General features: G+C 71.2%; 20 protein-coding genes. 7 read left to right on the top strand and 13 right to left on the bottom strand.

Annotated features, from left to right (window positions below):
- Nucleotides 1-134 precede the first annotated feature (134 nt).
- The 3 genes from OV090_RS19470 (at nucleotide 135) to OV090_RS19460 (ending at nucleotide 3,828) form a co-directional block, all read left to right on the top strand.
- Nucleotides 135-1,244 (top strand): STAS domain-containing protein, encoded by a 1,110-nt coding sequence (locus OV090_RS19470; protein ID WP_267705323.1) that lies wholly within the window; start codon nucleotides 135-137, stop codon nucleotides 1,242-1,244.
- A 99-nt stretch (nucleotides 1,245-1,343) separates the two neighbouring features.
- Nucleotides 1,344-2,483 (top strand): STAS domain-containing protein, encoded by a 1,140-nt coding sequence (locus tag OV090_RS50760; RefSeq protein WP_267705322.1) that lies wholly within the window; start codon nucleotides 1,344-1,346, stop codon nucleotides 2,481-2,483.
- 349 nt (nucleotides 2,484-2,832) lie between these two features.
- A complete protein-coding gene (locus tag OV090_RS19460; RefSeq protein ID WP_267705321.1) occupies nucleotides 2,833-3,828 on the top strand; it encodes a hypothetical protein in 996 nt (331 codons plus the stop codon).
- Nucleotides 3,829-3,906: 78 nt separating this feature from the next.
- Here the strand turns inward: OV090_RS19460 and OV090_RS19455 are convergent, their stop codons facing one another.
- Nucleotides 3,907-6,723, bottom strand: coding sequence for a hypothetical protein (locus OV090_RS19455; protein WP_267705320.1), 2,817 nt, complete (start codon nucleotides 6,721-6,723; stop codon nucleotides 3,907-3,909).
- Nucleotides 6,724-6,838: 115 nt separating this feature from the next.
- On the opposite strand from OV090_RS19455, the gene OV090_RS19450 reads away from it, so the two are divergent.
- On the top strand, nucleotides 6,839-9,079 hold the full coding sequence (locus OV090_RS19450) for a bifunctional salicylyl-CoA 5-hydroxylase/oxidoreductase (protein ID WP_267705319.1): 2,241 nt from the start codon (nucleotides 6,839-6,841) through the stop codon (nucleotides 9,077-9,079).
- Between the two features lie 149 nt (nucleotides 9,080-9,228).
- On the opposite strand, the gene OV090_RS19445 is transcribed toward OV090_RS19450, so the two are convergent.
- The 3 genes from OV090_RS19445 to OV090_RS19435 form a co-directional block, all read right to left on the bottom strand.
- Entirely contained in the window at nucleotides 9,229-10,329 is a 1,101-nt protein-coding gene (locus tag OV090_RS19445; RefSeq protein ID WP_267705318.1) for a hypothetical protein, read from the bottom strand.
- Between the two features lie 73 nt (nucleotides 10,330-10,402).
- A complete protein-coding gene (locus OV090_RS19440; RefSeq protein ID WP_267705317.1) occupies nucleotides 10,403-11,266 on the bottom strand; it encodes a hypothetical protein in 864 nt (287 codons plus the stop codon).
- Nucleotides 11,267-11,364: 98 nt separating this feature from the next.
- Nucleotides 11,365-11,625: a hypothetical protein gene (locus OV090_RS19435; protein WP_267705316.1), complete on the bottom strand. Its 261-nt coding sequence runs from the start codon at nucleotides 11,623-11,625 to the stop codon at nucleotides 11,365-11,367.
- Between the two features lie 366 nt (nucleotides 11,626-11,991).
- On the opposite strand from OV090_RS19435, the gene OV090_RS19430 reads away from it, so the two are divergent.
- Together OV090_RS19430 and OV090_RS19425 are read left to right on the top strand one after the other, a co-directional pair.
- The gene (locus tag OV090_RS19430) at nucleotides 11,992-12,435 is read left to right on the top strand and encodes a KGG domain-containing protein (protein WP_267705315.1); all 444 of its coding nucleotides are present in this window, start codon (nucleotides 11,992-11,994) and stop codon (nucleotides 12,433-12,435) included.
- Between the two features lie 464 nt (nucleotides 12,436-12,899).
- On the top strand, nucleotides 12,900-13,646 hold the full coding sequence (locus OV090_RS19425; RefSeq protein ID WP_267705314.1) for a hypothetical protein: 747 nt from the start codon (nucleotides 12,900-12,902) through the stop codon (nucleotides 13,644-13,646).
- A gap of 25 nt (nucleotides 13,647-13,671) precedes the next feature.
- Here the strand turns inward: OV090_RS19425 and OV090_RS19420 are convergent, their stop codons facing one another.
- The 8 genes from OV090_RS19420 to OV090_RS19385 all read right to left on the bottom strand — a co-directional run bounded on the left by OV090_RS19420 (nucleotide 13,672) and on the right by OV090_RS19385 (nucleotide 20,687).
- A complete protein-coding gene (locus OV090_RS19420) occupies nucleotides 13,672-13,881 on the bottom strand; it encodes a hypothetical protein (protein WP_267705313.1) in 210 nt (69 codons plus the stop codon).
- A gap of 7 nt (nucleotides 13,882-13,888) precedes the next feature.
- Nucleotides 13,889-15,238 carry a cytochrome P450 gene (locus OV090_RS19415; RefSeq protein WP_267705312.1) on the bottom strand — a complete coding sequence of 450 codons (1,350 nt, stop codon included), beginning with the start codon at nucleotides 15,236-15,238 and terminating at the stop codon, nucleotides 13,889-13,891.
- Nucleotides 15,239-15,439: 201 nt separating this feature from the next.
- Nucleotides 15,440-16,135: a DUF3592 domain-containing protein gene (locus OV090_RS19410; protein ID WP_267705311.1), complete on the bottom strand. Its 696-nt coding sequence runs from the start codon at nucleotides 16,133-16,135 to the stop codon at nucleotides 15,440-15,442.
- Between the two features lie 269 nt (nucleotides 16,136-16,404).
- Nucleotides 16,405-17,706, bottom strand: coding sequence for a D-arabinono-1,4-lactone oxidase (locus tag OV090_RS19405; RefSeq protein WP_267705310.1), 1,302 nt, complete (start codon nucleotides 17,704-17,706; stop codon nucleotides 16,405-16,407).
- 225 nt (nucleotides 17,707-17,931) lie between these two features.
- Nucleotides 17,932-19,116: an alanine racemase gene (locus OV090_RS19400; protein ID WP_267705309.1), complete on the bottom strand. Its 1,185-nt coding sequence runs from the start codon at nucleotides 19,114-19,116 to the stop codon at nucleotides 17,932-17,934.
- A gap of 38 nt (nucleotides 19,117-19,154) precedes the next feature.
- Complete coding sequence (locus OV090_RS19395; protein ID WP_267705308.1) at nucleotides 19,155-19,598, bottom strand: hypothetical protein; 444 nt, start codon at nucleotides 19,596-19,598, stop codon at nucleotides 19,155-19,157.
- 232 nt (nucleotides 19,599-19,830) lie between these two features.
- Nucleotides 19,831-20,259, bottom strand: a complete 429-nt coding sequence (locus OV090_RS19390) for a hypothetical protein (RefSeq protein WP_267705307.1) — start codon at nucleotides 20,257-20,259, stop codon at nucleotides 19,831-19,833.
- A 5-nt stretch (nucleotides 20,260-20,264) separates the two neighbouring features.
- Nucleotides 20,265-20,687 carry a hypothetical protein gene (locus OV090_RS19385; RefSeq protein WP_267705306.1) on the bottom strand — a complete coding sequence of 141 codons (423 nt, stop codon included), beginning with the start codon at nucleotides 20,685-20,687 and terminating at the stop codon, nucleotides 20,265-20,267.
- Nucleotides 20,688-21,094: 407 nt separating this feature from the next.
- On the opposite strand from OV090_RS19385, the gene OV090_RS19380 reads away from it, so the two are divergent.
- Entirely contained in the window at nucleotides 21,095-21,763 is a 669-nt protein-coding gene (locus OV090_RS19380; protein WP_267705305.1) for a hypothetical protein, read from the top strand.
- Nucleotides 21,764-21,808: 45 nt separating this feature from the next.
- On the opposite strand, the gene OV090_RS19375 is transcribed toward OV090_RS19380, so the two are convergent.
- Nucleotides 21,809-24,481 (bottom strand): ATP-binding protein, encoded by a 2,673-nt coding sequence (locus OV090_RS19375; RefSeq protein WP_267705304.1) that lies wholly within the window; start codon nucleotides 24,479-24,481, stop codon nucleotides 21,809-21,811.
- Nucleotides 24,482-24,752: the final 271 nt, after the last annotated feature.

Raw genomic sequence — 24,752 nt, 5'->3', positions numbered from 1 at the left:
CGCGAGTGATCGCACCCGTCGCGGACGCAATGACATGGCTGAAAGGACAGCTTGCCGATCGCGCGCGGGAGCGCGCCGGGGACGGCGAACGCGGGCGCGGACAGCCGACCTCACATTGCGATAAACAGTGTGTCGTGAGCGAAGCCAGCAAGCTGCAGGGCGCACCCCTGATCGTGATCGAGGTCGACCCCCGGCTGGTCGTCACCGCCTGGAACCGCCGCGCCGAGCTGGCCTTCGGGACAGACGCGACGGCGGCCGTCGGCCGGCCGCTGGCCGAGCTGCTGCCGCTGAGCGACGGTGAGTGGAGCGCGCTGCTCGACGAGGGCGACGGCTCGCCGCGGGTGCTGACGATCCGCCGCGCCGACGCGAGCTGGTCGATCGAGGCGTGGTCGCAGGTGCTCCGCGACGGCGACGGCGAGACGCTCGGCGCGCGGCTGTTCGGCCACGACGTCGGCGCGCGCGTGGCGGCCGAGCGAGTGGCGGCGGTCGAGGCGACGATGCTGCAGGCGATCAAGGACAACCTCGACATCGCGGTGTGGGCGATCGACGAGCGCGGGGTGTTCCTGTACCAGGACGGCAAGGCGATCCGCGACATGGGCATCGCGCCGCACCAGTTCGTCGGCCTCAACATGCTCGAGCTCTACAAGGACGTCGGCAACAACCCGCTGATCGAGCGGGCGCTGGCGGGCGAGCCGGCGCGCACGCCCGCGGCGGAGAGCCACGGGAGGTTCCTCGACACGTACTACATCCCGATCGCGGGCAAGCCGGGCGAGCCGCGGCTGGTCGGGGTGACGCTCGACGTCACCGAGGCCAAGCGGATCGAGCACGAGATGCGCAGCAAGCTCGAGCTGATCGAGCGCCAGCAAGAGGTGATCCGCGTGCTCGCCACGCCGATCATCGAGGTGTGGGACGGCGTGCTGACGATGCCGATCGTCGGCCTCATCGACACCGCCCGCACCGCCGAGATCATGGACAGCCTGCTGCAGGCGGTCACGCAGACGCGGGCCCGCTACGCGATCCTCGACCTCACCGGCGTCGAGGTCGTCGACACGGGCACGGCCAGCCACCTGATCAAGGTGATCCAGGCGATCCGTCTGCTCGGGGCGGAAGGGATCTTGACCGGCATCCACCCGACGATCGCCCAGACGATCGTCGCGCTCGGAGTCGACCTGTCCCACGTCGCCGTGTACGCCAAGCTGCGCGACGCCCTCAAACACACGCTTCTCGCCGCTCACAAGGCCTGATCGCCGCGATCGCGCGGGCAGGGCGCCGGGGCGAAGCCGCACGCAAGGTCCGCACAAGTGGATACGGACAGCTGTCCGCGGACACGGTACAACGGAAGCGTGGACGAACGGACCTTGCTGCAGGACGCGCCCCTCGTCGTCATCGATGTCGACCCGGCGCTTCGCGTGTCCGGCTGGAATCGGCGGGCGGAACAGACTTTCAAGACCCCGCAGGCGGCGGCGCTCGGGCGCGGGCTCGACGAGGTGCTGCCGCTGCACGGGACCGCGGACAGGTGGACGTCGCTGTTCGAGAGCGGCGCGGATTCGCGCGTCTGGGAGCTCCGCGGCGCGGCGGATCAGCCGATGCTGTTCGAGTCGTGGTGGCAGGTCGACAGGGGCGGCGACGGCAAGCCGCGCGGCGCGACGCTCTACGGCCACGACGCGACGTCCCGCATCATCGTCGAGCGACGCTCGCTGCTCGAGTCGGCGATGCTGCAGGCGATCAAGGAGTACCTCGACATCGCTTTGTGGGCGATCGATCGCAAGGGCACGTTTCTTTATCAGGACGGCAAGGGCGTGCGCACTGCCGGGATGACGCCGCACCACTTCGTCGGCCAGAACATCTTCGACGTCTACCGCGACGGTGGCGACCTCGCCGGCGTGACGCGGGCCCTGCACGGCGAGCCGATCTCGGCGCTGCCGAGCGAGGTCCACGGGATGCACTGGCAGACCTGGTACATCCCCATGCAAGAGAACGCGGCCGACGCGGCGGTGGTCGGCATCACGCTCGACGTCACGGAGGCGCGCCGCGGGGAGATCGAGCTGCGCACCAAGCTCGAGCTGATCGAGCGCCAGCAAGAGGTGATCCGCGAGCTGTCGACGCCGATCATCGAGGTGTGGGACGGCGTGCTGACGCTGCCGATCGTCGGCCTCGTCGACAGCGTCCGCACCGCCGAGATCATGGACAACCTGCTGACGTCGGTGGCCCGCACGCGGGCCCGCTACGCGATCCTCGACCTCACCGGCGTCGAGGTCGTCGACACCGGCACCGCCGGCCACCTGATCGGCATGATCCAGGCCATCCGCCTGCTCGGCGCCGAGGGCATCCTGACCGGCATCCATCCCACGATCGCGCAGACGATCGTCGCGCTCGGCGTCGACCTCGCCCGCGTGGCGGTGTTCGCCAAGCTCCGCGACGCGCTCAAGTACTGCATCCTGCAGATGAGCCAGCGCAAGCCGTCGACCGTGACTGCCAAGTGACGCGCTCGCTACGATCCCCGATCGGCGCGTCCTCTATCCATTGCGCATGCACCGACCCATTGTGATGACCGCCGCCGCGCAGCCGGCGTCGACGCGGACCCGCCGCCGCGAGCGCGGGTTGCGAGAACTTCCTGCGCCGGGCGCGCATGGCGCGAAAGGGCCTCGGATGCGGCCAAACAAGGCCGAGATCCATTCGGGCGTCCCACGTCGCTCATGCTGCGCGCCGCCCCGCCCCCGGCCCGGCGAACCATCGCTCGCGAAGTTGCCGGTCCAGCGACCCTCGGACAACAAGACCTGAACCCCCATGACGACCCTCTCGCCCGTATCGGACGCGACGAACGAGTTTTTTGTGACCTCTCGACCCGAGCCGCTGGCGCCCGGCGTGCGCACGCAGCTGCTCGGTTTCTCCCCCGACGACTTCGTGACCCTGGCCCCCCGGCGCGAAAATCCGCGCGCGGACGAGATCGAGGCCCGCGCGCTGGCGCTGGCGCAAGGCCTGGGCCTGGTCCACGCCGACAACCGCGGCCGCTTCGACGGCTTCAACACGCTCGGGCGCCACGTCTATCCGTCGGCCAGCGTCGAGCGCGGGGTGCTGTGCGCGACGTGGTGTAACTGGCTGTTCTTCTTCGACGACATGCACGACGAGGAGCTGCGCAGCCGCGAGGACCAGAGCCGGGTGCGGCGGCAGATCGATCACGCGCTGGCGCTGCTGTCCGGCGCGCGCCAGCCGACCGGCGAGGTCGATCCGCTCGACCGCCTGCTGCTCGAGTTCCGCCGCGGCGCGCTCGAGCGGGTCGGCGGCGCGTGGCTCGATCGCCTGTGGTGCGTGACCGCCGATCACATGTCGCTCGGCGTGCTGCCGGCGGTGCGCAACTGGGGCACCTCGCGCACGCCGCCGCTGCGCGAGTACCTGAGCCAGCGCGAGCACGACAGCGGGGTGCTGACGGCGCTCGACCTGATCGAGGTGGCGGCGCAGATCTCCGTGGCCCCGGCGGTGCGCGACAGCCCGGCGGTGCTGCGAGCCCGCCGCGCGGTCAGCCGCACCGTCGGCTACTTCAACGACATCGTGTCGTTCCCCAAAGAGGTGCTGCGCCACAAGAACCCCAACAACCTGGTCCACGTGCTGATGTGCGAGCGCGGCTGCTCGCTCGAGGCGGCCCTGCGCGAGGCGACCGAGCTGGTCAACGCCGAGGCCCGCGAGCTCGAGACGAGCGTGCGCGCGGCGGCGGGGCTGTATCCGCAGGACGCGGCGGTGCAGACGTACCTGCAGGGGCTGCTCGAGTGGCAGCGCGGCAACATCGAGTGGTCGCTGGCGAGCCCGCGCTACGACGCGGCGCGCGGGTGAAGCGGCTGTCCTCGAGGACAGGCGGCGGGTGAGAGGACGTGATGCTCGGCTGTCCCTGGGGACAGCCGGGCGGCGCGCTCACGGCAGGGTGACGCCGGGGAACTTCGCGGTCGCCTCGGCGCGCAGCTGCTGGTAGGCGGCCTGGTCGCCGGCGGCGCGCAGGTGGAGCAGGTAGGCCTCGTAGACGCGCGGCTCGTCGGGCGTGCGGGCCAGCATGCGCGGGAGGAGCTTCGCGGCCAGGGCCTGATTCTTGCGCGCGATCGTGTAGAGGGCGCCGCGGGCGGGCGCGAACGCGGGGTCGGCCTCGTAGGCGCGGACGAAGTGCTCGGCTGTCTCCCAGGACATGCCCGAAAGGTCAGCCGTATCGCCGCGGGCGATCTCGCCGGCCAGGTAGTGGCGGGCCGCGGCGGTGAACGGCGCGCTGGCGGCCGCGAGGGCCTCGGCACCATTGCCGGTCAGCAGGGCGGCCGGGGCCGCGACTGCGCGCCCCAGGATGACGCCGAGGTTGTGGGCGCCGAGGGTGCGGTCGTCGCGGTAGGCCACGCGCGCGGCCTGGAACGCGATCTCGGGCGCCAGGTCGGTGTTGCGCGGGCCGTCGCCGGCCCACGCCGCCAGCTCGCCCGGGCCCATCACGTAGGACGCCAGCAGGTCGCGCGGGTCGACGATGTTCTGCAGCTTGGCGGTGTCGGCCTGCAGGCGCGCGACGTCGAGGTGGAGCTGGCCCGCGGCCGGGTCGGGGGCGCGGCCGACCAGCGCGAGCGCAGGGTTCTGGGCGTTGTAGATGCCGAGGAACGCGTACGACTCGGGGAACTCGTCGAGGAAGGTGCGGACGATCGTGCGCACGTCGGCCTCGTCGAGCTGGTAGAGCGGCAGCCACTGGCACATCAGGCCGCCGGGGCGCAGGTGGTCCCGGGCGGCGGCGAAGTGCTCGCCGGCGAACAGGCTGCTGGCGCCGGCCTGGCCGGGGTGGAACAGGTCGGCGACCACCAGGTCGTAGCTGCCCGGCGCGGCCGCGAGGTAGCGGCGGGCGTCGGCGGCGTGCAGGGTGACCTCGGGCCGCTTGGCCAGGTCGTGGTTGATGTCGGCGAAGTGCGGCAGGAGCTCGACGATCTCCGGCACCAGCTCGACGCCCTCGGCCGCCGCGTGCGGCACCGCCAGCGCGCCGCCCATGGTCGAGCCGGTACCTAGCCCGAGGTACAGGGCCTTCGGGATAGGTCCTTCGGGACCTGACGCATGGGACAGGAGAGAACAGACCTGGCCCATGCGCTGCTCGCCGAAGCCGGCGGCGCCGCCCATGCGGAAGCGCTTGCCGATCTGCAGCCGGCGCAGCGGGGCGCCGCCGGGGCCGGGGCGCTCGCTGACGGCGACGAGGCCGTGCAGGGTCTGGCGCTCCTCGCGGCGGACCCACCCGTCGCTGTCGCTGACGAGGGCGAGGGAGCGCGGGCCGGCGGCGGTCAGGGCGACGCCCACGAGCACGCCGCCGATCAGCTTGACGGGCGAGAAGCGGCGGAACCACCCGAACGCCGCGAACAGCGCCAGGTAGGCGTAGAGCACGGCGTAGAAGGCGTCGGCGTAGCCGAGCCGCGGGATGGCGACGAGGCCGAACACGAACGGGGCGGCGGCGCAGCCGACGGCGTTCCACGCATAGGTGCGGCCGACGCCGCGACCGGTGGCCGCGACCAGGCCGATGACGTGGCTGAGCAGGGCGCCGAGCAGCAGGGCCGAGGGCGCGAACACGAGGGCCGCGACCGCGAGCTCGGCCGCGCCGGCGCGCGCGAGCCCGGCGGCCTCGGGGGCCAGCGCCTGCAGCAGCGCGGGCCCCTGGGCGAGGACGATCGCCGCCGGGACGACGAGCAGGGCGAGCAACCACAGCAGCGCGACTGTGACTGTCCCGGGCCGGCCGGCGACCGCCCGCGCGGCGAAGCGCTGGTAGACGAGCGCGCCGACGCCGGTCGCCAGCAGGTAGGCGGCGAGGATGTGGGCGAAGGTGTAGATGGTGTTCTCGAGGTGCTGGCCGAGCACCCGCACGCCGACGACCTGGAGGCCGATGCCGGTCAGGCCGGCGCCGAACGCCACGAGGTCGAGCAGCCACGGCTCGCGCAGCAGGTCGGGGTCGGGGTCGCGCGAGGCGTCGACCGCGACGGCGGGGGCGGAGGTGTCCCGAGAGACAGGTGATGCGGTCGAGGCCGACAAGGCTCCGGGGACATGTCCTTCGGGACCTGTCGCATCGGGAATGTCCCTGGAGACATGTCCCGAAGTACGAGCACTCCAGGCGCGGGCGGCGAGCGCCGCACCGACGCCGGCGAGGGCGGCGAGGGCGGCGCCGAGGCCGTAACCGAGGGCGGGGAACACCAGGTGGATGCTGACGAGGGCGGCGAGGGCGGCGCCGAGGGTGTTGGCGCCGTAGATCCGCCCGAGGCCGCGGCCGTCCTGGTCGGAAGGACAGGTGCGGCGGCGGGCCTCGACCAGGGCGGCGAGCGAGGCGCCGAGCGGAGCGGCGCCGAGGGCGAGGACGGCGGCGGCGACCGCAGTCGAGGCGGCCAGCGCCGCGGCCCCGCCGGCGGCGGCGACCGGGCCGAGCCAGGCCGGCAACACGCGCGCGAGCAGCTGAAGGAGATGCGGCGAGACGACCGCGAAGCCGGCGGCGACCAGCTCGAGCACGACGAACAGGCGCGCCGGGTCGCGGGCGCGGAGGCTGCGGTCGTGCAGCAGCGCGGCCCCCAGCGCGAGCCCGGCGAAGAAGCCGGCCAGGGCCGCGAGCACGCCGACGGTCTCGCTGCCGAGCGACAGCGCCAACATGCGCGTCCACAGCATCTCGTAGGCGAGGGCCGCCGCGCCCGAGGCGAACGCGGCGACCAGCAGGAGGCCGTCGCGCGGGCCGGTCGTTGCTGACATGCCGCGTGAGCATACACGGCGGCCCCCCAATCGGCGCGGACCCGAAGACGATCGCTCGCAGCACCGCGAGGCTTCTCACTTGGGCGGGCGCCGAGCGGCGGGTTAGCATTGCGCGGTGAAGATCGCGGTCCTCGGCGGCGGCCCTGCGGGCCTGTATTTCAGCGTGCTCATGAAAAAGGCGCGGCCCGACTGCGAGGTCGTGGTCGTCGAGCGCAACCGGCGCAAGGACACGTTCGGCTGGGGCGTGGTGTTCTCCGACGGCACTCTCGGCAACTTCCGCCGCGCCGACCCCGAGACGTACGCGGCGATCACCGATTCGTTCATCCACTGGGACGATATCGACACCTGCTTCAAGGACCAGGTGATTCGTTCGGGGGGCCACGGGTTCTGCGGGATCGCGCGGGTGCGGCTGCTCGAGATCTTGCAAGACCGGGCGCTGGCGCTGGGGGTGCACATCGCGTTCGAGACGGAGCACGACGGGCTGAACTCGCCGGCCGTCGCGGGCGCCGACCTGGTGGTGGCGGCCGACGGGATCAACAGCAAGGTCCGGACGCAGCTGGCCGAGGTGTTCGCGCCGACGATCACCGAGGGCAAGGCGAAGTACATCTGGCTCGGCACGACCAAGCATTTGACGGCGTTCACGTTCTACGTCCGCGAGAACGAGCACGGGCTGTTCGTCGTGCACGCCTACCCGTTCGACCGCGACACCAGCACGTTCATCGTCGAGACCGACGCCGAGACGTGGCGCCGCGCGGGGCTCGAGGCGATGAGCACCGACGAGAGCGTGGCCTATTGCGAGCGCCTGTTCGCCGAGGAACTTGGCGGGCACCGGCTGATGAGCAACAAGTCGAGCTGGCTGTCGTTCCGCGAGGTCAAGTGCGCGCGCTGGTGGTCCGGCAACGTGGTGCTGATCGGCGACGCGGCCCACACCGCGCACTTCTCGATCGGCTCCGGGACCAAGCTGGCGATGGAGGACTCGATCGCGCTGTGCGAGGCGCTGCTGTGCGAGTCGTCGGTGCCCGCGGCGCTGGCCGCCTACCACGAGGCCCGCTGGCTCGAGGTCGCCAAGCTGCAGCGCGCCGCCAAGGTCAGCCAGACGTGGTTCGAGGAGGTCCGCCGCTACAAGGAGCTGCCGCCGCAGCAGTTCGTGCTCAGCATGATGACCCGCTCGAAGCGGGTGACGTACGAGAACCTGCGGGTCCGCGACCGCGAGTACGTCAGCGGGCTCGACCGGTGGTTCGCCGGCGCGCACGGCTGCGATTCGCACGAGCCGGCGCCGCCGCCGATGTTCACGCCGCTGCGCCTGCGCGAGCTGACGCTGCAGAACCGGGTGGTGGTGTCGCCGATGTGCCAGTATTCGGCGGAGGACGGGCTGCCGAACGAATGGCACCTGGTCCACCTCGGCGGCTGCGCCGTCGGCGGGGCCGGCCTGGTGATGACCGAGATGACGAACGTGGCCCCGGAGGGGCGGATCACCCGCGGCTGCACCGGGCTGTGGACGGAGGCGCACGCGACCGCGTGGCGCCGGGTGGTCGACTTCGTGCATTCGCACTCGACGGCCAAGATCGGGGTGCAGCTCGGGCACGCGGGCCGCAAGGGCTCGGCCGAGCACCCGTGGGAGGGCGCGGACAAGGGGCTTCCCGAGGGCTGGGAATTGCTGGGACCGTCGGCGGTGCCCTACGCGCCCGGCTTCGCGGTGCCGAAGGAGATGACGCCGGCCGACATGGCGCTGGTGATCGAGCAATTCCGGCACGCGGCGCAGCTGGCCGAACAGGCAGGTTTCGACCTGGTCGAGGTCCACATGGCCCACGGCTATCTGCTGGCCTCGTTCATCTCGCCGCTGACGAACGTGCGCACCGACGCGTACGGCGGCTCGCTTCACGATCGCATGCGCTTCCCGCTCGAGGTGCTCGACGCGGTGCGGGCGGTCGTGCCGGCGCACAAGCCGGTGTCGGTCCGGATCTCCGCGACCGACTGGATCCCCGACGGCCTCGACGAAGAGGACGCCGTCGAGATCGCCCGCCTCCTCAAGGCCCACGGCTGCGACCTGGTCGACGTGTCGGCCGGGCAGACGACGCCGGAGTCGCGGCCGGACATCTACGGCCGCATGTTCCAGACCCACCTGAGCGACCGGATCCGCCACGAAGCGGGGGTGACGACGATGGCGGTCGGGGCGATCCAGGACTGGGACCAGGTCAACACGATCATCGCCTCGGGCCGCGCCGACCTGTGCGCGCTGGCCCGCCCGCACCTGTTCGACCCGCACTTCACGCTGCGCGCGGCCGCCGAGCAGAACTACCGCGGACCCGGGGTGACCTGGCCGCCGCAGTACCTGGCGGCCCGCCCGCGCGGGTGAGCGAGGTTGCAGCTGCAACCGCCGCAGTGCGATGATTCACGGCGCGTGCTCATGACTGGGCGAGCGTCGTGGTGGCTCGCGGCGCGCCGTCGCTGCCGTGGTTTTGACAGTAGCGACGAGCGCGTCGGTCCGCGTTCACGTAAAAGAATTTACGGGGCGTCGTCGTTGCCGGCGAGGATGTCGGCGTTCTGTTGCAGCTGCGTCTCCGACAGCGCATTGGAATAAATCGCCGCGTAATAGAGGGTGCCCTGGAACGAGCGATCGCCGTCGGCTCCGCGGTTGCCCAGCGCGAAGTACAGCGGGATGTTGGGGTCGGTGGGGATAGCGATCGCTTCGTTCTGGTTGGGATGGGTGAGCCCGAAGTCCATGCCGTCGGCCACCGCAACGCCGTCGATGTAGAGGCGGACGCGGTGGATCGGGTCGGGCTGGCCGGTGTCGAGGACGAGGTGGACGACGACGCGGCCGAGCCCGGACCAGTCGAGCGACCACACGCCGGCGAGGTTGTTGCCCTTCCAGTAGAACTCGAGGCGGTCGAGGGCGCTCGAGCGGAGGGTGAGGTGGCCCATCTCGAAGCTGCGGCCGACGTGCAGCAGGCGTGAGCCGAGGAGGGAGACCGCGTCGACCTCGACGACGAGCTCGAGGGTGGCGGCGGTGCGGTTCTGCAGGGCCGTCTGAACCTTGGTGTCGGCGACGGGGAGCGTCGCCCGGCCGTGGAGGCCCGCCATCGGCCAGCGCAGGCCGCGGTGGTCGTCTTGCTCGGCGTAGACCGGGTTCATGGCGTCCTTGTCGTAGACGAGTGGCAGGTCGAGCGGCTCGGGCGCGGCGTCGAGGGCGTGCTTCGGACCCTGGCCGTCTTTCGCCTCGTCGAGGAAGTAGCGGACCAGAAGGCCCTCGTCGACGAGCGGCGGGAGCGGCTCGCCGGTGGTCTCGTCGCCGGTGGAGGTCGAGGTCGAGAGCTCGGTGGTCGCGTCGGTCGTCGACGTCGTGGTCGTGGTGGTCGCGTCGGTGGTGGTCGCGTCGTCGGTCGGATCGACGGGCGCGGTGGTGCCGGTGGTCGTGAGGTCGGGGCCGCTGGTGGTGAGCGGCGGCGCGGTGGTGTTTGTTGTCGTCGTCGTCGTCGTCTCGTCGGTGGTCGAGGCGGACGAGGTCGACGTCGGCGGGCCGGCGCTCACGAGGCCGCTGCCGTCGTAGCTGCACGCGGCGAGGAGGAGCGCGAGCACGGCGAGGCGGCGGAGTTGCGGACGCGGCATCGGTCCGAGGCTACCGCAGCGGGCTCGGCCGTGGAGGCCGCAAAGCCGCGCGGTCGGGCGGGGGCGCCAGGCGTCACGGGCTGATATAGCTGTAATCGACCTTGTAGGCGAGACAGGCGTCGACGGGGGCGTTTTGCAGGCGGACGTACATCTCCGCGCTCTCGTCGGGACCGTCATTGCAATTGACGACGTACTCCATGGACCCGGCGCCGCAGCAGCCCTTCCGGCCGTCGGGCGAGTTGTTCATCATGGTGCCGTTGGGGCAGGTGATGTTGACCGGGCCCTCGATGTCACAGTCGGCGTACATGCACACTTCGAGCGGCCCGTCGGTGGTGACGACGAGCTTGGCGATCGGGTCGGGGTCGTTGTCGTTGCACTGGTTGCCGCTGAAGTCGCCGAAGAAGTGGAACCAGTCGACGTCGCCGTCGCCGTCGAGCACGCCCTGGAAGCTCTTCGCCATGGCCTTGCAGTACTGATCGCCGAGGTCGTGCGCCTCGGCCTCGGTCTCGTTGGGCTCCATGCCGTCGTTCATGCACACGGGGCCGGTGGTGGTGTCGGGCCCGGTGGTGGTGCTCGTATCGGTGCTGGTGGTGCTGCTCGTGGTGGTGTCCGGACCGGTGGTGGAGGTCGTCGTCGTGTCCGGATCGGTGGTGGTCGTGGTGGTGGTGCCGAGCGTGGTGGTCGAGGTCGAGGTCGGTCCGTCGGTCGGGTCGATCGGCGTGGTGGTGCTCATCGTCGCGCCCTCGCTCGCGGAGCCCTCCGACTCCACGGTGGTCGGCGTAACGGTGGTTCCGGGGCCGGTCGTGGTGGTCGAGTCGCCGGTCGTGCTGCTGGTCGGAGTCGGCGGTCCCGCGCTCACCAGGCCGCTGCCATCGAAGCTGCAGCCGAGGAGCAGAGCGAAGCCGGTCCAGCGGGCGCGAACGAGATAAGGAAGCATCGTCGGAGGGTATCGCAGCCGCGCGCCGGCGAACCAGCGGCGCGGGAGCGTCGGCCGACGCAGGCGCGGCGGCCCGTTCGCGGACCGCCAGATCTCCATTACTTGGAGCCGCAGCCCCACTTGCCGCCGCCGCAGACACACGCGAAGTCGCCGCCGGTGGTGCGATAGACGCAGAACTCGGACTCGCCCCGCGGACATGCAGCGCCGCGCGAGGGCACCGACCGCGGGCACGACGAGGGACCTTCGATCGCCGTGACGGTCCCTGGCGCCTGCGAACCACCACCGCCGCTCTTGCAGGCGAATCCGACCAGGCCGGCGAGGCACGCGGTCACGGCAAACACGAGGAAATTGCGGGTCATCGTGACCCCAGAGTCCCTCCGGCAGAGTGCGGTGTCAACGCGATCGCGGCTGCGGCGCAGTTTCGCGCGCTGCGCTGAGGGAAAATTGCTGTCGTCGCACGCGCATCTGTCTCAGGGTTTCCCGGATCTGTCCAGCGGCCTCAGCGGCGCGGCGCCCGTCGTAGCGGCCCCGGCGGCGGGATCGCCTGAAGAATAGGGGGCCATAAACCCCTAGGCGCGCCGAGCTCCGCCTTGCCGAGGTGACGCAGTCGACCATGGTTCCCACGAAACGTCCCCTGGCCGCGCAACCAGCGCTCAGGCCTCGAGGACATCGATTCCAAGGACCCATCACGACGCGGACCACAGTCCGCGACAGAGGTAGCAACAATGCCGAACAGCACCGGGAATACAGGGGAGCGCCGCGGAGGCCGCGGTTTCGCGGGGATGGACGCGGAGAAGCAGCGGGAGATCGCGCGCAAGGGCGGCCGGGCGGCGCATGAGAAGGGCACGGCCCACGAGTTCGACTCGGAAGAGGCCCGCGCGGCCGGCCGCAAGGGCGGCGAGGTCGTGAGCCAGAACCGCGAGCACATGGCAGAGATCGGGGCGAAGGGCGGCCACGCGTCGCACAGCAACCGCGCCGCTCATGCCACCGTACGCGGCCGCGGCCAGCGCGGCGCGATGGGCATGACCGGGGTGTCGGACGAGCCGAACACGATGGTCGAAGACCGCGAGGCGTCGACGTCGTCGGCCGCCCCGGAGAACCGCTCCGAGATGCCCCGCAGCGAGTCGCTGTCGCCCAGCGGCCGCGACGAGGGCGAGCAGGATCACTGATAATCTCAGTCGCGGGCCCAGGCTCGTGACTCGCGGGCGGTCGTCTCGTGCGGCCGCCCGCACCATTGGTTAACTTTTTCAAAATTTTCCAATGGCGAATCGGCCGACCGACTCAGCGTGGTCGGGTCATTCGCGGTGCATCTCGGGCGATCGCTGACGGAGCGATGCGCTCTCCTCCCGAGATTGCAGCGGTGGAATCGCGGTTCGGGAGCGATCTCCGCGGTCCCTTCGCGCGCTGGCGGAGCGGAAGATTTCGCCCTCCGGTGGTTCTTTGCGCGAGGTGGCTCGAGGCGATCTCCGCGGGCAGGTGCCGGCTCTCACTCGCGCGAATGGCGAGACGAGGCGATCTCCCGGCGGCCGACTCGTGGGAGGCTGACTGCGCGATCACGGCTGCTGGTCGCACGGGCGCGTCTGGAGAAGTCTTCGCAGCTTGCGAGGTCGATGCAGGCCGGGGACGATGCGGCATGACCCAGCGCCGCAGCACGACGACCGAGCTCGAGCCGGGGCCGGGCTGGCAGCTGCTCGTCACGGGCGCGCTGGTGTTCGTCGGCTGCGACGTGCAGGCGACGTCGCCGGCGCATCCGTACGCACCCGCGAGCGTGGGCGACGAGTGGGTGTACGCCATGCCGCAGGCGCACCCGGCAGTGCAGGTGCCGACGACGCAGTCGATCGACCGCATCCTCGCGGCCGAGCAGCGCGGCGACCGACTGGTGGCCCGCGTGCGCAGCGAGTTCTTCGGCGGGACCAGCGAGCGTGACCTGGTGATCTCGCCGCTCGGGGTGACGCCGGAGCTGGGCTCGATGACGAGCGCGGTCGGCGAGGTGAAGGCGCGCGTGGCCGAGGGGGTGTACCTGCCGCGCGAGCTGTCGCCGGGGATGCGCTGGGACTGGCGGCAGGAGCTCGACACGCCGGTGTCGTCGATGTCGGTGGTCGGTCGCTGCGCGGTGGTCGGTCACGATTCGTACCGCGGACAGACCGCAGTGCACGTCCGCTGCGAGACGCACAATCGCATGATCCCTGCGGTCGCGGTGCCGCCGGTCGAGCACGTGCAGACCGAGGACAATTATTATGTCCGCGGGATCGGCCTGGTGCGCAGCGTGACGACCACGCCGCAGGGCTACCGCGCGGAGAAGCTGCTGGTGCGCTGGCAGATCGCCGGGGCGCCGGCGTGGCGGGACGAGCCGCCGGCGATCGCGGTCGGCGAGCCGTGAGCGCGGACGGCGTTCGGCGCGGAGCTCAGATCCCGCGAAACGTGAGACGCAGGCAGTTCTCGGTCTCGCAGTAGACCATGTATGCGCAGCCCTTGTCTTCCATGCCGAGTCTGCCGTTGCAGCGCAGGCACCGACGCTGGGTGAAACCATGCTGGCTCAGCTCTTCCACCGCTTCGTCGGCGTTGGCGAGTTCCGCCTCTCGCAGCTTCTTGTCGCTGTCGGGATGGTCGTTCATGGCCGACTCAGGCGGGCGGGTCGCCGGCGCGGCGCGGGCCGAGGAAGGTGACGCGGACACCGGTCGAGGGGCCGAGGACGACGTTGCGGCGGCCCGGCTTGACCTCGCGCGGCTCTGACAGTCGCAGGCGGTAGTTCCGCAGCAAGGTGGCGAGGACGAGCTTCATCTCGTAGGTGGCGAAGGCGGCGCCGAGGCAGCGGCGATGACCGCCGCCGAACGGGGCGTACTCGAAGGGGCCGTACTTGCGGTCGAGGAAGCGCTCGGGGCGGAAGGCGTGCGGCTCGGGGTAGATCTCGGGGCGGATGTGGACGAGGCCCATGGCGACCGCGACGCCGACGCCGGCGGGCAAGGTGTAGCCGGCCAGCTCGAGCGGGCGCGCGAGCATGCGGGGCGCGTCGGGGGCGATCGGATAGAGGCGCAGGGTCTCGTGCACGACCGCCTCGAGGTACGGCAAGCGGGTGAGGACCTCGGGCTCGGGGCGCTCACCGGCGGCGTCGAGTTCCGCGAGCAATTTTTCCAGGCGCGCGCGGTCGCGGTGGAGCCAGTAGATCGACCACGCGAGGGCGATGCCGGTGGTCTCGTGGCCGGCGAACAGCAGGGTGAGGAGCTCGTCGTAGATCTGCGCGTCGCTCATGCCGCTGCCGTCGTCGTGGCGGGCGGCGAGCATGCTGCTCAGGATGTCGTCGCCGAGCTCCTCGGGCCGGCTGCGGCGGGCGGCGAGCTCGGCGGAGACGAGGAAGTCGAGCCGCTGGCGCGCCCGCTGGAACCGCGCCCACGGGCCCATGCCGAAGAACTCGCGCTGCAGGAACGGGAAGAACACCAGGCTCGGGACGATGGCGGCGACGTACTCGAGGATGGCCTTGCGGACATCCTCGACGCGGGCCGGGTCGACGACGCCGAACACGGCGCGGATGATGACCTCGAGCGAGACCCACTGCGAGCTGTCCTGGAATGCGAACGGCTGGCCTTTAGGCCATGTCGCCGCAGCGGCGTGGGCGGCGGCGCGGATCGTCTCGCCGTAGGCGCGCATGCGTTCGCCGTGGAAGGCGGGCATGAGCAGCTTGCGCTCCTTGCGGTGACGCTCGCCCGAGAGCAAGAGGATCGAGTTTTCGCCCATCAGCGGGCGCGAGACCTCGGGTCCGAACGGGGCGAAGGTGTCGGGGTCGGCGGAGAACACCTGCTGCGCACCGGCAGGGCTGCCGGTGATGACGACGTCGCCGTTGACGACGTGGGCAGTGAACGGGTCGCCGTACTCCTCGACCATGTCGCTGAAGAAGCCGTACGGGTCGCGGGTGTAGCGATAGGTCTGCAGGAGGGTGCGCCGGGAACCAGGCGGGAGCGCGCTGCGGGTCGACACGCCAGGAGGGTGCGCTGGGGCCGGTCGGGCGTCAACGCGGGGCGTTCAGGATGGCCAGGGTGCGGCGTTCCGCCGCACACGAGCGCGATGGCGACGGGGCGCGAACTCAAGCGAGCGAAAGTCGCGGCACCGCGGGCGAGGAGAGCTGCGCTTGTGGTCGGCGAGGTGCGATGCGTGCCGCTCGCGGTCCATGTAAAAAATTCAGCTGGCGCGGGTGAACAGGGCGCGGCGCGGGTCGAGGTCGCCGGTGTCGACGACGTGGCGCTCCGGGGAGCGGGGGTCGTAGCAGACGCTCAAGGTGGGCCGTCGCAGGTGCGGGCCGGGGTCGTACCAGAAGCGACGGCTGACGAAGGTGCGCGCGACCGCTTCGCCCGGCAGGGTGGCCTGGCAATGGATGACCCAGGGGCTCCGGCGATTGACGCGGATCGAGGTGTCCTGGGTGATGGTGGTGACTGTGGCGTCGACGCGCTGGCCCTCGCGCAGCAGCCAGACGATCTCGCGCTTGCGTCGGGCGCGGCGCAGCAGGGCGAACGAGCCGACGCTGAGGTGGACGAAGCCGATCCCGCCGAAGATGCCGGGGAGCAGCCAGCGATTCGTGGGGCTGTCGATCGTGGCGTTTTCGGGCTCGTCGGGGTCGAAGGCGATGATGACGCGATCGCCGAGCCGGTACGACGGCCGCGAGTAGATGTTGGAGCGATGGACGTGGTCGCGGCCGAGGTGGTCGGCCCAGGCGACGTCGGGCGCGCCGCCGCCCTTGCTGGTGAAGCGCAGGTCGATGACCTCGCCCTCGGTCCGGCGCGCGTCGGCGAAGAATTGCAGGTCGACGGCGAAGAGCACGAGACCGACGGCGAAGAACAGGCCGCCGAGGCCGGCGATGAGCGACCAGACGAGCTTCACCCGACCATGGTCGCCGCGCGCGGGTGCGAGATCAAGGCCGGGCTGGCGCCGCGCTCAGGCGAGAGAGCGCGGGAGCGCGCGGGGCTCGGGCCGGACGGCGTCCGAGAATCACATAGCCTGAAGGACAGCAGGATCGATTGTCGATCGATCGGCCTTGGGGCAGGTGATGCGAGGCAGGTCGCGGGGGCGGTAAAACCAACGGAGCGAAATAGATGTCTCTCGGGACAGGTGATACGGGGCGGCGGGGGATCCTCGCCGACGCGCGCGGGTCATGTGCCGAAGATCTTCGTCAGGTGGTCGTTCATGAACACGCCGCGGGGGTCGAGGCGGCGGCGGATGGCGTGGAAGCGGTGCCACTCCGGGTACATGTCCTGAAGTTCATGTGCGGTGAGGTTGTGGATCTTGCCCCAGTGGGGGCGGCCGCGGTGGTTGCGGAAGATCGCCTCGCAGCCGGCGAAGTAGTCGGCGTACGGCATGCCGGCGTACATGTGGACGGAGATCACCGCGCTGTCGCGGCGGTAGAACGGGCTCAGCCAGATGTCGTCGCCGGCGACCACGCGGTACTCGACGGGGAAGTGGACGTGGACGCGGTCGCGCTCGATGTAGGCCTTGAGCTCGCGCAGGCAGTCGGGGCCGCGCTCGACCGGGACGGCGTACTCCATCTCGTTGAAGCGGACGTCGCGGGGGCTGGGGAATACGCGGTGGCTATGGTCGGCGTAGTCGGTCTCGGAGATGGCGCGCGAGGCGAAGCGGGCGACCGGGCGCGAGAGGCCGGGGAACATGCGCACGGCCTCGGAGGCGGCCCAGAACACGCCGGTCTCGAGCAGCTTGTCGGCGAGGACGCGCTTGACCGCGGAGCGCGGCTTCGGCGTGGCGACGATGTCGAGCGCCTTGGTGGCGGCGCGGTCGCTGTAGGGGAACCACCAGAACTCGAAGTGGCGGTGGCGCCGGCAGCTGTCCTCGAAGTCGGCGAGGCACTGATTGAGGTCGACGTTCTTGCGGACGTCGCGGAGCACGTAGCTCGGCACGCATTGCAGGCGGATCCGCGCCAGCACGCCGAGGCTGCCGAGCGCGACCTGGGCGGCCTTGAAGATGTCGGGCTCGTGCGTCGGCGAGCACGACAGCAGCTCGCCGCTGGCCAGCACGAGGGTGAGCGCGCGGACCTGGGTGCTGATGCTGCCGAAGGCGATGCCGGTGCCGTGGGTGCCGGTGCTGACCGCGCCGGCGATCGCCTGGCTGTCGATGTCGCCCTGGTTCTCGAGGGCGAGGCCGTGCTTGCCGAGCAGGCCGCCGAGGTTGCGAAGGGTGGTACCGGCCAGGACTGTGGCGGCCCCGGCCTCGCGGTCGACCTCGGCGAGGCCGGCGATCCGCGCCAGCGAGACGAGGGTGTGCTCGGTGGCGACGACCGGGGTGAACGAGTGGCCGGCGCCGACGACCCGCAGCTTGCCGTTGGCGCTGGCTGTCTCTCGGACCAGGTCGCTGAGGGCGTCGACGGTGCTCGGGACCACGAACTGTCCCGGACGACAGGTGACGCCGCCCGACCAATTGGACCAAGTCTTGCGCGCGAACATCGCCGGGATGGTACCAGGCGACCGGGCGGCGACGAAGCCGCCGACAGGCGCCGACGAAACTGAGACAGTCGCCGGCGGAGGCCGCGGGCCCGGGGCGGAAAAAATCGCGAGGCCGGCAGGCGGTCCTCCAGCGACGCGAGTACGAACGCCGTCACGCCGCTTCAGCGAGTCGGGCGCGCTCCGGTGAATCGTGAACTCCGACGCCGAGGAACGGTCGATGCGAGGTCAGACGAAGCTGCGGCCGTCGCCGCGGTAGGTGGGGACGCGGCCGACCACCGCAGCGCCGGCCAGCAGCACGAGCTCGTTGAAGTGTTCGCACAGCTCGCCGGCCTTGGCGTGGCGGAAGAAGATCGGGTCGCCGAGGGCGAGGATCTCCGGGCCCGCGTAATTGACGGGGGTCTGGACCTCGCCGCAGCCCTCGTTGGCCAGGAGGGTGGCGCCGGCCGGCAAGTACGGGGTCGGTTGCCGATCGCGGCCGGGGCTGCCGGAGGCGATGTAGCCGCCGCCGAAACAGGTGTAGATGTTGGCGATCGGCCGCCGCACGATCGGCAGGGCAAATCCGGCGGCCGGTTGCGGCCGAAAGCTGTCGTAGCCGTCGAACAGGGTCGGGCCGTAGAGGCCGGAGCCAGCCGCGAGCTCGGTGACCGAGGGATCGGTGCGGGTCTGCTCGAGGCTGCCGGTGCCGCCGCCGTTGATGAAGCGCAGCTCGTGGCCGCGAGCCTTGATGGCGGCGACGACCGCGGCCCGGCGGGCGAACACCTCCGGCTGCGAGCGGCGCTTGAGCGCCCGGACGGCGGCGCTCTTGAGCCGCTGGCCAGGCACCAGATCTTGCAAACCGGCGAGCTGCGCCTCGTAGCCCATGAGGCCGTCGAGGCGAAGGTGGGGGGTGCCGGCGATGGCGTCGGCGAGGGCGACGGCGGCCTCGACCCCGGCCACGGGCGAGCGGCGCACGCCGAAGTGGATGCCGGGCAAGGTCGAGGACATGTCGAGGTCGATCGCCACCGGCAAGGTGACGCCGGCCCGCGTCGCCGCCTCGGAAAGGAAGGGCAGCTGCTGCGGGTCATCGACCATCAGGCAGATCTCCGCGCCGCCGGCGATCGCAGTGCAGGCGAGGTCGAGGTCGTGGCGGTCGACCGTGGGGTAGGCGACGACCAGATCTTTAAAAGAATCGGCGGCCAGATGGGCGGCCTCGGCGGCGCTGTAGCAGAGGATGCCCTGAAAGAGGGGGCTCATCGCCTGCACGCGCCGGAGGATGTCGCGGCAGCGGATCGACTTGGAGGCGAGGCGGATCGGCAGACTGCCGGCACGCTCGATCAAGCTGCGGGCGTTGACGGCCAGGAGGTCGAGGTCGCAGTAGGCGAGCGGGAGATGCTCGTGGCGGAGTGCGGCGCGCAGCTCGGCGTAGGTCACAGGCGGGGGTTTTACCACCCCGACGATCGCCGCGACCATCACGAGCCGGTCGGCGCCTCCTCGGCGACGCGCGGCTTGCGACCGCGGCGGGGCGGCAAGCGCAGCGGCTCGCTGTTGCCGGAATCGGCGGCCGCGACTTCGAGCTTGCGGCGGCGCGGCTCAGGCTTGCCGCCGAGGTTGATGTCGGCCAGCCGCGCCTCGAGCTCGGGGTCGTCGGCGGCGAAGACCCGGGCGTAGGCCAGGCCCTGCTCGGCCGCCCGGAGCAGCCGCAGGCGAGCCTCGGTGAGGTGGTTCTGCAAGGCGTCGAGCTGGGCCCGCAACTGGTCGAGTTCGTGCGCGTGATCGCGCACCTGATCGACCAGGCCTCGGAGAATGCCCTGGTCGACCCCGGGGAATTGAACTTCGGCGAGCGGGCCCTCAAAGAGGGCCACGAGGTCGAGGAGCGCAGGAGAGACGGGATCGGCGTGGTCGCTGTCGTGCATGACTGATCTTCCGTTCAGTGGTGTACAATGAGCGACGCCGCGCGTCAAGCAGGACCGCGCACGCGAAGGCGAGGCACCCCCCACGGGCCACGTGCCTCCGCCGACTCCGACTCTTTACTAAAGAAAAGACAAAGAGAGGACGGGCCAGGGGCCGCGTGCCCGTTCAAGGGCATTGGCAGTACATGTCTTGAAGGACATGTGCTCGCGGACCCGCTCCTTGTGAAAAAAAATCTCAGGGGGTGAGCTCGTAGAACTCGCCGCTCTGGGTCAGGCAGGCTTCGCGGGCGGCGACGAGGTCGCGGTGGAGCGGGTTGCCGAATTCTTCGGCGCGCGGCTTGCCGTACTCGAACACGAGAAAATGCTCGGTGATGCAGGCGCTGTGCGCTCCACGGTGCGGGCAGGCGCTGGTGAGCCAGCGAGCGCCGTCGGCCTCGCAGACCTGCTGGCCGTCGGCGACCGAATGAGCGGGGTCGAGGTGCTCGACGCACTGGGCCCCGGTGTCGCAGCCGCCGTGAGCCCGGGCCGAGGCGACCCGCACCGGCTCGGGCAGCGGCTTCTCGCGCGAGTCGACCACGGGGATGCCGTTCTCCTGCGGCGCAGCCGGCGGGACGAGGTGAGCGCAGGCGAGGAGGAGCGCGAGCGGGAGCAGAGGTCGGGGCACGGCGATCACGGGGCGGGCCGGAGGCAGGGAGGGTCGGCGCAGACCTTGCCTTCGGGACAGGTCGCGTCGTTCGAGCAGTCGAGGACGCAGGCGCGGTCGTCCTCGTCAGTCGTGTCGGTAGCGAGTTGGTTTTTGAAAATGCAGAGACGGTCGAGCTCGCGGAGGGCGGCGTTCAGGCCGGCGACGTCGCCCGGGTCGTCGGGGCAATCGTCGTACTCGCTGGCTTCGGCGGGCGTGCGGGCGAGGGTCGGGGAGATCTCGCTGCTCGCGCCGCTAGAACTCGTACCAGCAGTCCCAGCCGCGCTGCTCGGCGCCATGAGACCACTGCGCCTCGGATCGTCGCTGCGGGGCGTGGCGGTCGCGAAGCCCGGCCATCCGCGGATGCTCCCGCGATCGACGGCGAACGCCTGCGGGAGCGGGACGAACATGACCCGATCCTACGCCTCCGACGCTGCGGACACAGCCCCGCGAGAGCGGGCTAAAACCGCGAGTGCGGGCCGTTTCCGGGCGCGGGGCCGCGAAGCCCCGCGAGCGAGTGCGTGTATTGCGCGGAGGCATGAATGCGCGGGCGAGGCCGCGCCGACGGCCCGCAGATCGGCGCAGGCGGCTTCGTCCGTGGGCCCATGAGCGGGCACAGCCGGGTGAGAACATCATTCAGCCACCTGTCTCTCGGGACATGAGCAGGCGGCCGGCCGTGAGGGTGCAGGTGCGACCGGAGGGCGGATTATGGACAGTGCGAAAGTGCGACGACGCCGGGGTCTCGCGCACTGCGCACGTCGATTCGCGTTTACGCCTTGCCGAGGCGGGCTTTAGGCTGCAGACAACAGGAACCCGAATGCCCCGCACTGCCCTGCCCCTCGCCGTCGTCGTCGCCGCGTCGCTCGTCTGTCCCGAGGCCGCGGCCGCGCCTGTCCGTTCGACCCTGGCCTCGTGGTCAGCCGCGACGCAGGACCCCCAGGCCGCGCCCGAGGCCGCGCCGGCCGATGCGTCCGCACCGGCTCCCCAGCCCTACGCCGACCCCAGCGCAGTGGCCCCGCCGCCCGAGGGGCCCGCGCCGGGCACCACCGTGTACGCGCCCCCGCCCCAGCCGGTGAAGCGCCGCAAGGGCCTGATGATCGCCGGCTGGACCATGTTCGGCTCGTCGTACCTGTTCACTGCGCTGATCGCCGGCATCATTCACGACACCTGCAGCATCGCCGAGGCGCCGAACTGCCGGCGCGCCGCCGGCTTCTCGCTGATCCCGCTGATCGGGCCGTTCATGACGATCCCGTATCTGCGCACCGAGGCGATCACCCCGAAGGTGTTCATGGCCCTCCCGGGCCTGGTCCAGATCGCCGGCCTCGCCATGGGCATCGCCGGCACGATCATGTTCGTCAACGACGGCAAGGCCCAGCGCGTCGCCGACGTCGACGGCTTCAAGCTCGGTCGCACGCGCCTGCGCGCCAACATGGCGCCGACGCCGTTCCTCGACGGCGGCACCTTCGTGCTCGGCGGCCGCTTCTAGTTCCAGTTCCAGGCGCTGTGATGATATGTCCTGAGGGACATGTCATCACGCGGCCGTGGTCCGCACGGAGCCGGCGCGGGCCAGCAGCGCGAGCAGGCGATCGGGGTCGGCCGGCTTGGTGAGGTGATGATCGAAGCCGGCCGCCTCGGCGCGCCGGCGGTCCTCGTCCTGCCCCCAGCCGGTCTGGGCGATGATCAGCGGCGCCTTGCCCCACGCCTGGCGGCGGATCCACCGGCACACCTCGTAGCCGTCGCGCCGCGGCATGCCGATGTCGAGGAAGACCACGTCGGGGCGGAACTCGGCGCACGCGCGCACGGCCGCGTCGCCGTCGTAGACGACGTGGACGTCGTTGCCGAGCGCCTCGAGCAGCATCGCCAGGGTGTCGGCGTTGTCGACGTTGTCGTCGGCGACGACGATCCGCCGGCCGCTCGGCGGCTCGGCGACGGCGGAGCTCGTGGGGGCCTGCAGAGCCGCGCCGGCGGCGGCGAGCGGCAGGTCGACCACGAACTCGCTGCCGCGGCCGAGGCCGGCGCTGTGGGCGGCGATCTGGCCGCCGTGCATCTCGACGAGGCCGCGGGCGAGCGCGAGGCCGATGCCGAGGCCGCCTTCGGAGCGGTTCTCGGTCGGGCCGACCTGCGAGAACATCTCGAACACCCGCGGCAGGTGCTCGGCCGCCAGGCCCACGCCGTTGTCGGTGACGCGGATCTGGACGCGGTCGTCGGCGACCGCGGCCGTCACCCGGATGGCGCCGCCGGGCTCGGTGTACTTGGCGGCGTTGGTGAAGAGGTTGGAGAACACCTGCGCGAGCCGCATCGGGTCGGCGTCGAGGACGACCGGCGCGATCGGGATGTCGACGGCGAAGTCGTGCCGTCGCCCGACGATCCACGGGTTCGCGGTCTCGGCGGCGCGGGCCATGACCGAGTCGAGGGTGATCGATTCGCGCCGCAGGGTGAGGCGGCCGCGGGTGATGCGAGACACGTCGAGCAGGTCGTCGAGGAGGTGGGCCATCTGCTCGATCTGCCGCCCGATCACGGCCAGGCTCGCGGCCCGCTCGGGCGTGTCGCGGACGACGCCGAGCAGCGCGAGGGCGTTGCGGATCGGCGCCAGCGGGTTGCGCAGCTCGTGGGCGAGCATGGCGATGAAGGTGTCCTTGCGCTGGTCGGCGTCGCGGAGCGAGGCCTCGATGCGCTTCTGCGCGGTGGTCTCGATGACGGTGACGCCGACCCCGAGCAGCTTGCCGCCGGCGCGGATCGGGTACTGGCTCAGGTTCCAGTGGCGCCGCTCCGGCTGCGCCGCGGTGCGGCCCTCGATCTCGTGGTTGACGCGGTCGCGGCCGGCGCACAGGCCCTCGCGCAGGATCGGCTCGAGCAGCGGCCACAGGTCGGGCACGATCTGAGCGACGGTGCGGCCGATGTGGTCGGCCGCCGGGACGCCGTTGAACTCGGCCAGCTTCTCGTTGACGCGGACGTAGCGGAAGCCGTGGTCGATGAAGGCCATGCCGACCGGGGCCTTGACGACCAGGGCGTCGATGAGGGCGAGCTGCTCGGCGAGCTGCTCGGCGATGACCTTGCGCTCGGTGACGTCGAGGACGATGCCGATGTTGCGCAGCGGTCGCGGCGGGTCGACGTTCGTGTCGAACACGGTGCGGCCCTGACAGCAGAGCCAGTGCACCGTGCCCTCGGGGCGGACGACGCGGAACTCGAGGTTGTCGCTGCCGTCGCCGGCGGGGTCGAGCGAGGCGTTGACGGCGGCCCGCACTGCGGAGACGTCCGCGGGATGGATGCGCGCGAGCAGCTCGGCGACCGTCAGCTCGGTGTCGTCGGGGACGCCGAAGGCGCGCCGGGCCTCGCGGGTCCACTCGAAGCGGACGTCGCGGTCCGGCCCGAACACGGTGGCGGTGACGCCGAGGCCGGTGGCCTCGACTGCGAGGCGCAGGCGCTCCTCGCTGGCCCGCACCAGCGCTTCGGCCTGGCGCTGGGCGGTGACGTCCTTCAAGAAGCCGACGACGCGGACGACGCGACCGTCGAGGTCGACGACCTTCTGGCCGACGTCGTGGAGGGTGATCCACCGGCCGCCGCGGTGACGGACGCGGTACTCGACCTCGAGGCCGTCGCCGGGCCTGCGCGAGAGGCGGTAGCGCGGCAAATCGTCGGGGTGGACGAGGACGCTCCAGTCGACGCTGCTTCCCATGTCCTCCGCGCTGTAGCCGAGGATCGCCTGGCAGGCGCCGCCGAACATGGTGCGCCCGCTGGCGCGGTCGAAGTCGTAGAGGATGTGCCCGCTGGCGCGCACCGCGGCCTCGTAGCGGTCCTTCCACGCCCGCTCGTTGGCCGACATCAGCGACAGCTGGTGGGCGCGGTCTTCCACCAGTCGCCGGGCGGCGTGCAGCGATTCACACAACCAGGCGACGGCGAGCGCGACCAGAGCGAAGATGCCGAGGTCGAGCAGGTCGGTCCAGCGATCGAGGGCGAAGGCGAGGTGCGGGTCGAAGAACCAGAAGTCGAGGACGACCGACAGGGCGATCGTGAGGAGCGCCGGGCCGAGCCCGCCGAACCACGCCGAGACGCCCGCGGCGCCGGTGAAGAGGACGAGGATCGGCGGCTGCGGCTCGAGCGTGACGGCCACGAGCCGCACCCCTGCCGCCAGGGCGGTGACTCCGACGGCGACCAGGTACCGGCGAGCCTTGCTGTAGCGAGCGTGGTCGATGAGACGGGCCATCCGGTGTCCTCGCGGTCGCCATGCCCCCGGCGCTGCCGCCACCGCTCGTCAGGAGACGCGAGCGTTCAGCGAGGTTAGAGGTCGATCTCGGGAGTTCAAGGCGCGGCGTCTGGAATTAATCAAAGCGTCGCACGACCCGGAGATCGTGCATTGAGCAGGGTCGGCGTCACCGCCAAAATGATGGAGCGTTCATTCGGCGCCCGCGGCGGCCGGCGAGGGCGCCGCTCGGGGGGCCGCCGCGGCGGGCGGCGCGTACTACGAATGTCTTTTT

This window comes from Nannocystis sp. RBIL2, from assembly GCF_026626745.1.
Taxonomy (GTDB): Bacteria; Myxococcota_A; Polyangia; order Nannocystales; family Nannocystaceae; genus Nannocystis.
This window is presented reverse-complemented; position numbering and strand designations above follow the sequence as displayed.

What these genes read in the sequence shown, in the direction of transcription:
- OV090_RS19455 (WP_267705320.1), bottom strand. Translation starts at nt 6,723, where the DNA reads ATGTCAGCAACGACCGGCCCGCGCGACGGCCTCCTGCTGGTCGCCGCG.
- OV090_RS19445 (WP_267705318.1), bottom strand. Translation starts at nt 10,329, where the DNA reads ATGCCGCGTCCGCAACTCCGCCGCCTCGCCGTGCTCGCGCTCCTCCTC.
- OV090_RS19440 (WP_267705317.1), bottom strand. Translation starts at nt 11,266, where the DNA reads ATGCTTCCTTATCTCGTTCGCGCCCGCTGGACCGGCTTCGCTCTGCTC.
- OV090_RS19435 (WP_267705316.1), bottom strand. Translation starts at nt 11,625, where the DNA reads ATGACCCGCAATTTCCTCGTGTTTGCCGTGACCGCGTGCCTCGCCGGC.
- OV090_RS19430 (WP_267705315.1), top strand. Translation starts at nt 11,992, where the DNA reads ATGCCGAACAGCACCGGGAATACAGGGGAGCGCCGCGGAGGCCGCGGT.
- OV090_RS19425 (WP_267705314.1), top strand. Translation starts at nt 12,900, where the DNA reads ATGACCCAGCGCCGCAGCACGACGACCGAGCTCGAGCCGGGGCCGGGC.
- OV090_RS19420 (WP_267705313.1), bottom strand. Translation starts at nt 13,881, where the DNA reads ATGAACGACCATCCCGACAGCGACAAGAAGCTGCGAGAGGCGGAACTC.
- OV090_RS19405 (WP_267705310.1), bottom strand. Translation starts at nt 17,706, where the DNA reads ATGTTCGCGCGCAAGACTTGGTCCAATTGGTCGGGCGGCGTCACCTGT.
- OV090_RS19395 (WP_267705308.1), bottom strand. Translation starts at nt 19,598, where the DNA reads ATGCACGACAGCGACCACGCCGATCCCGTCTCTCCTGCGCTCCTCGAC.
- OV090_RS19385 (WP_267705306.1), bottom strand. Translation starts at nt 20,687, where the DNA reads ATGTTCGTCCCGCTCCCGCAGGCGTTCGCCGTCGATCGCGGGAGCATC.
- OV090_RS19380 (WP_267705305.1), top strand. Translation starts at nt 21,095, where the DNA reads ATGCCCCGCACTGCCCTGCCCCTCGCCGTCGTCGTCGCCGCGTCGCTC.
- OV090_RS19375 (WP_267705304.1), bottom strand. Translation starts at nt 24,481, where the DNA reads ATGGCCCGTCTCATCGACCACGCTCGCTACAGCAAGGCTCGCCGGTAC.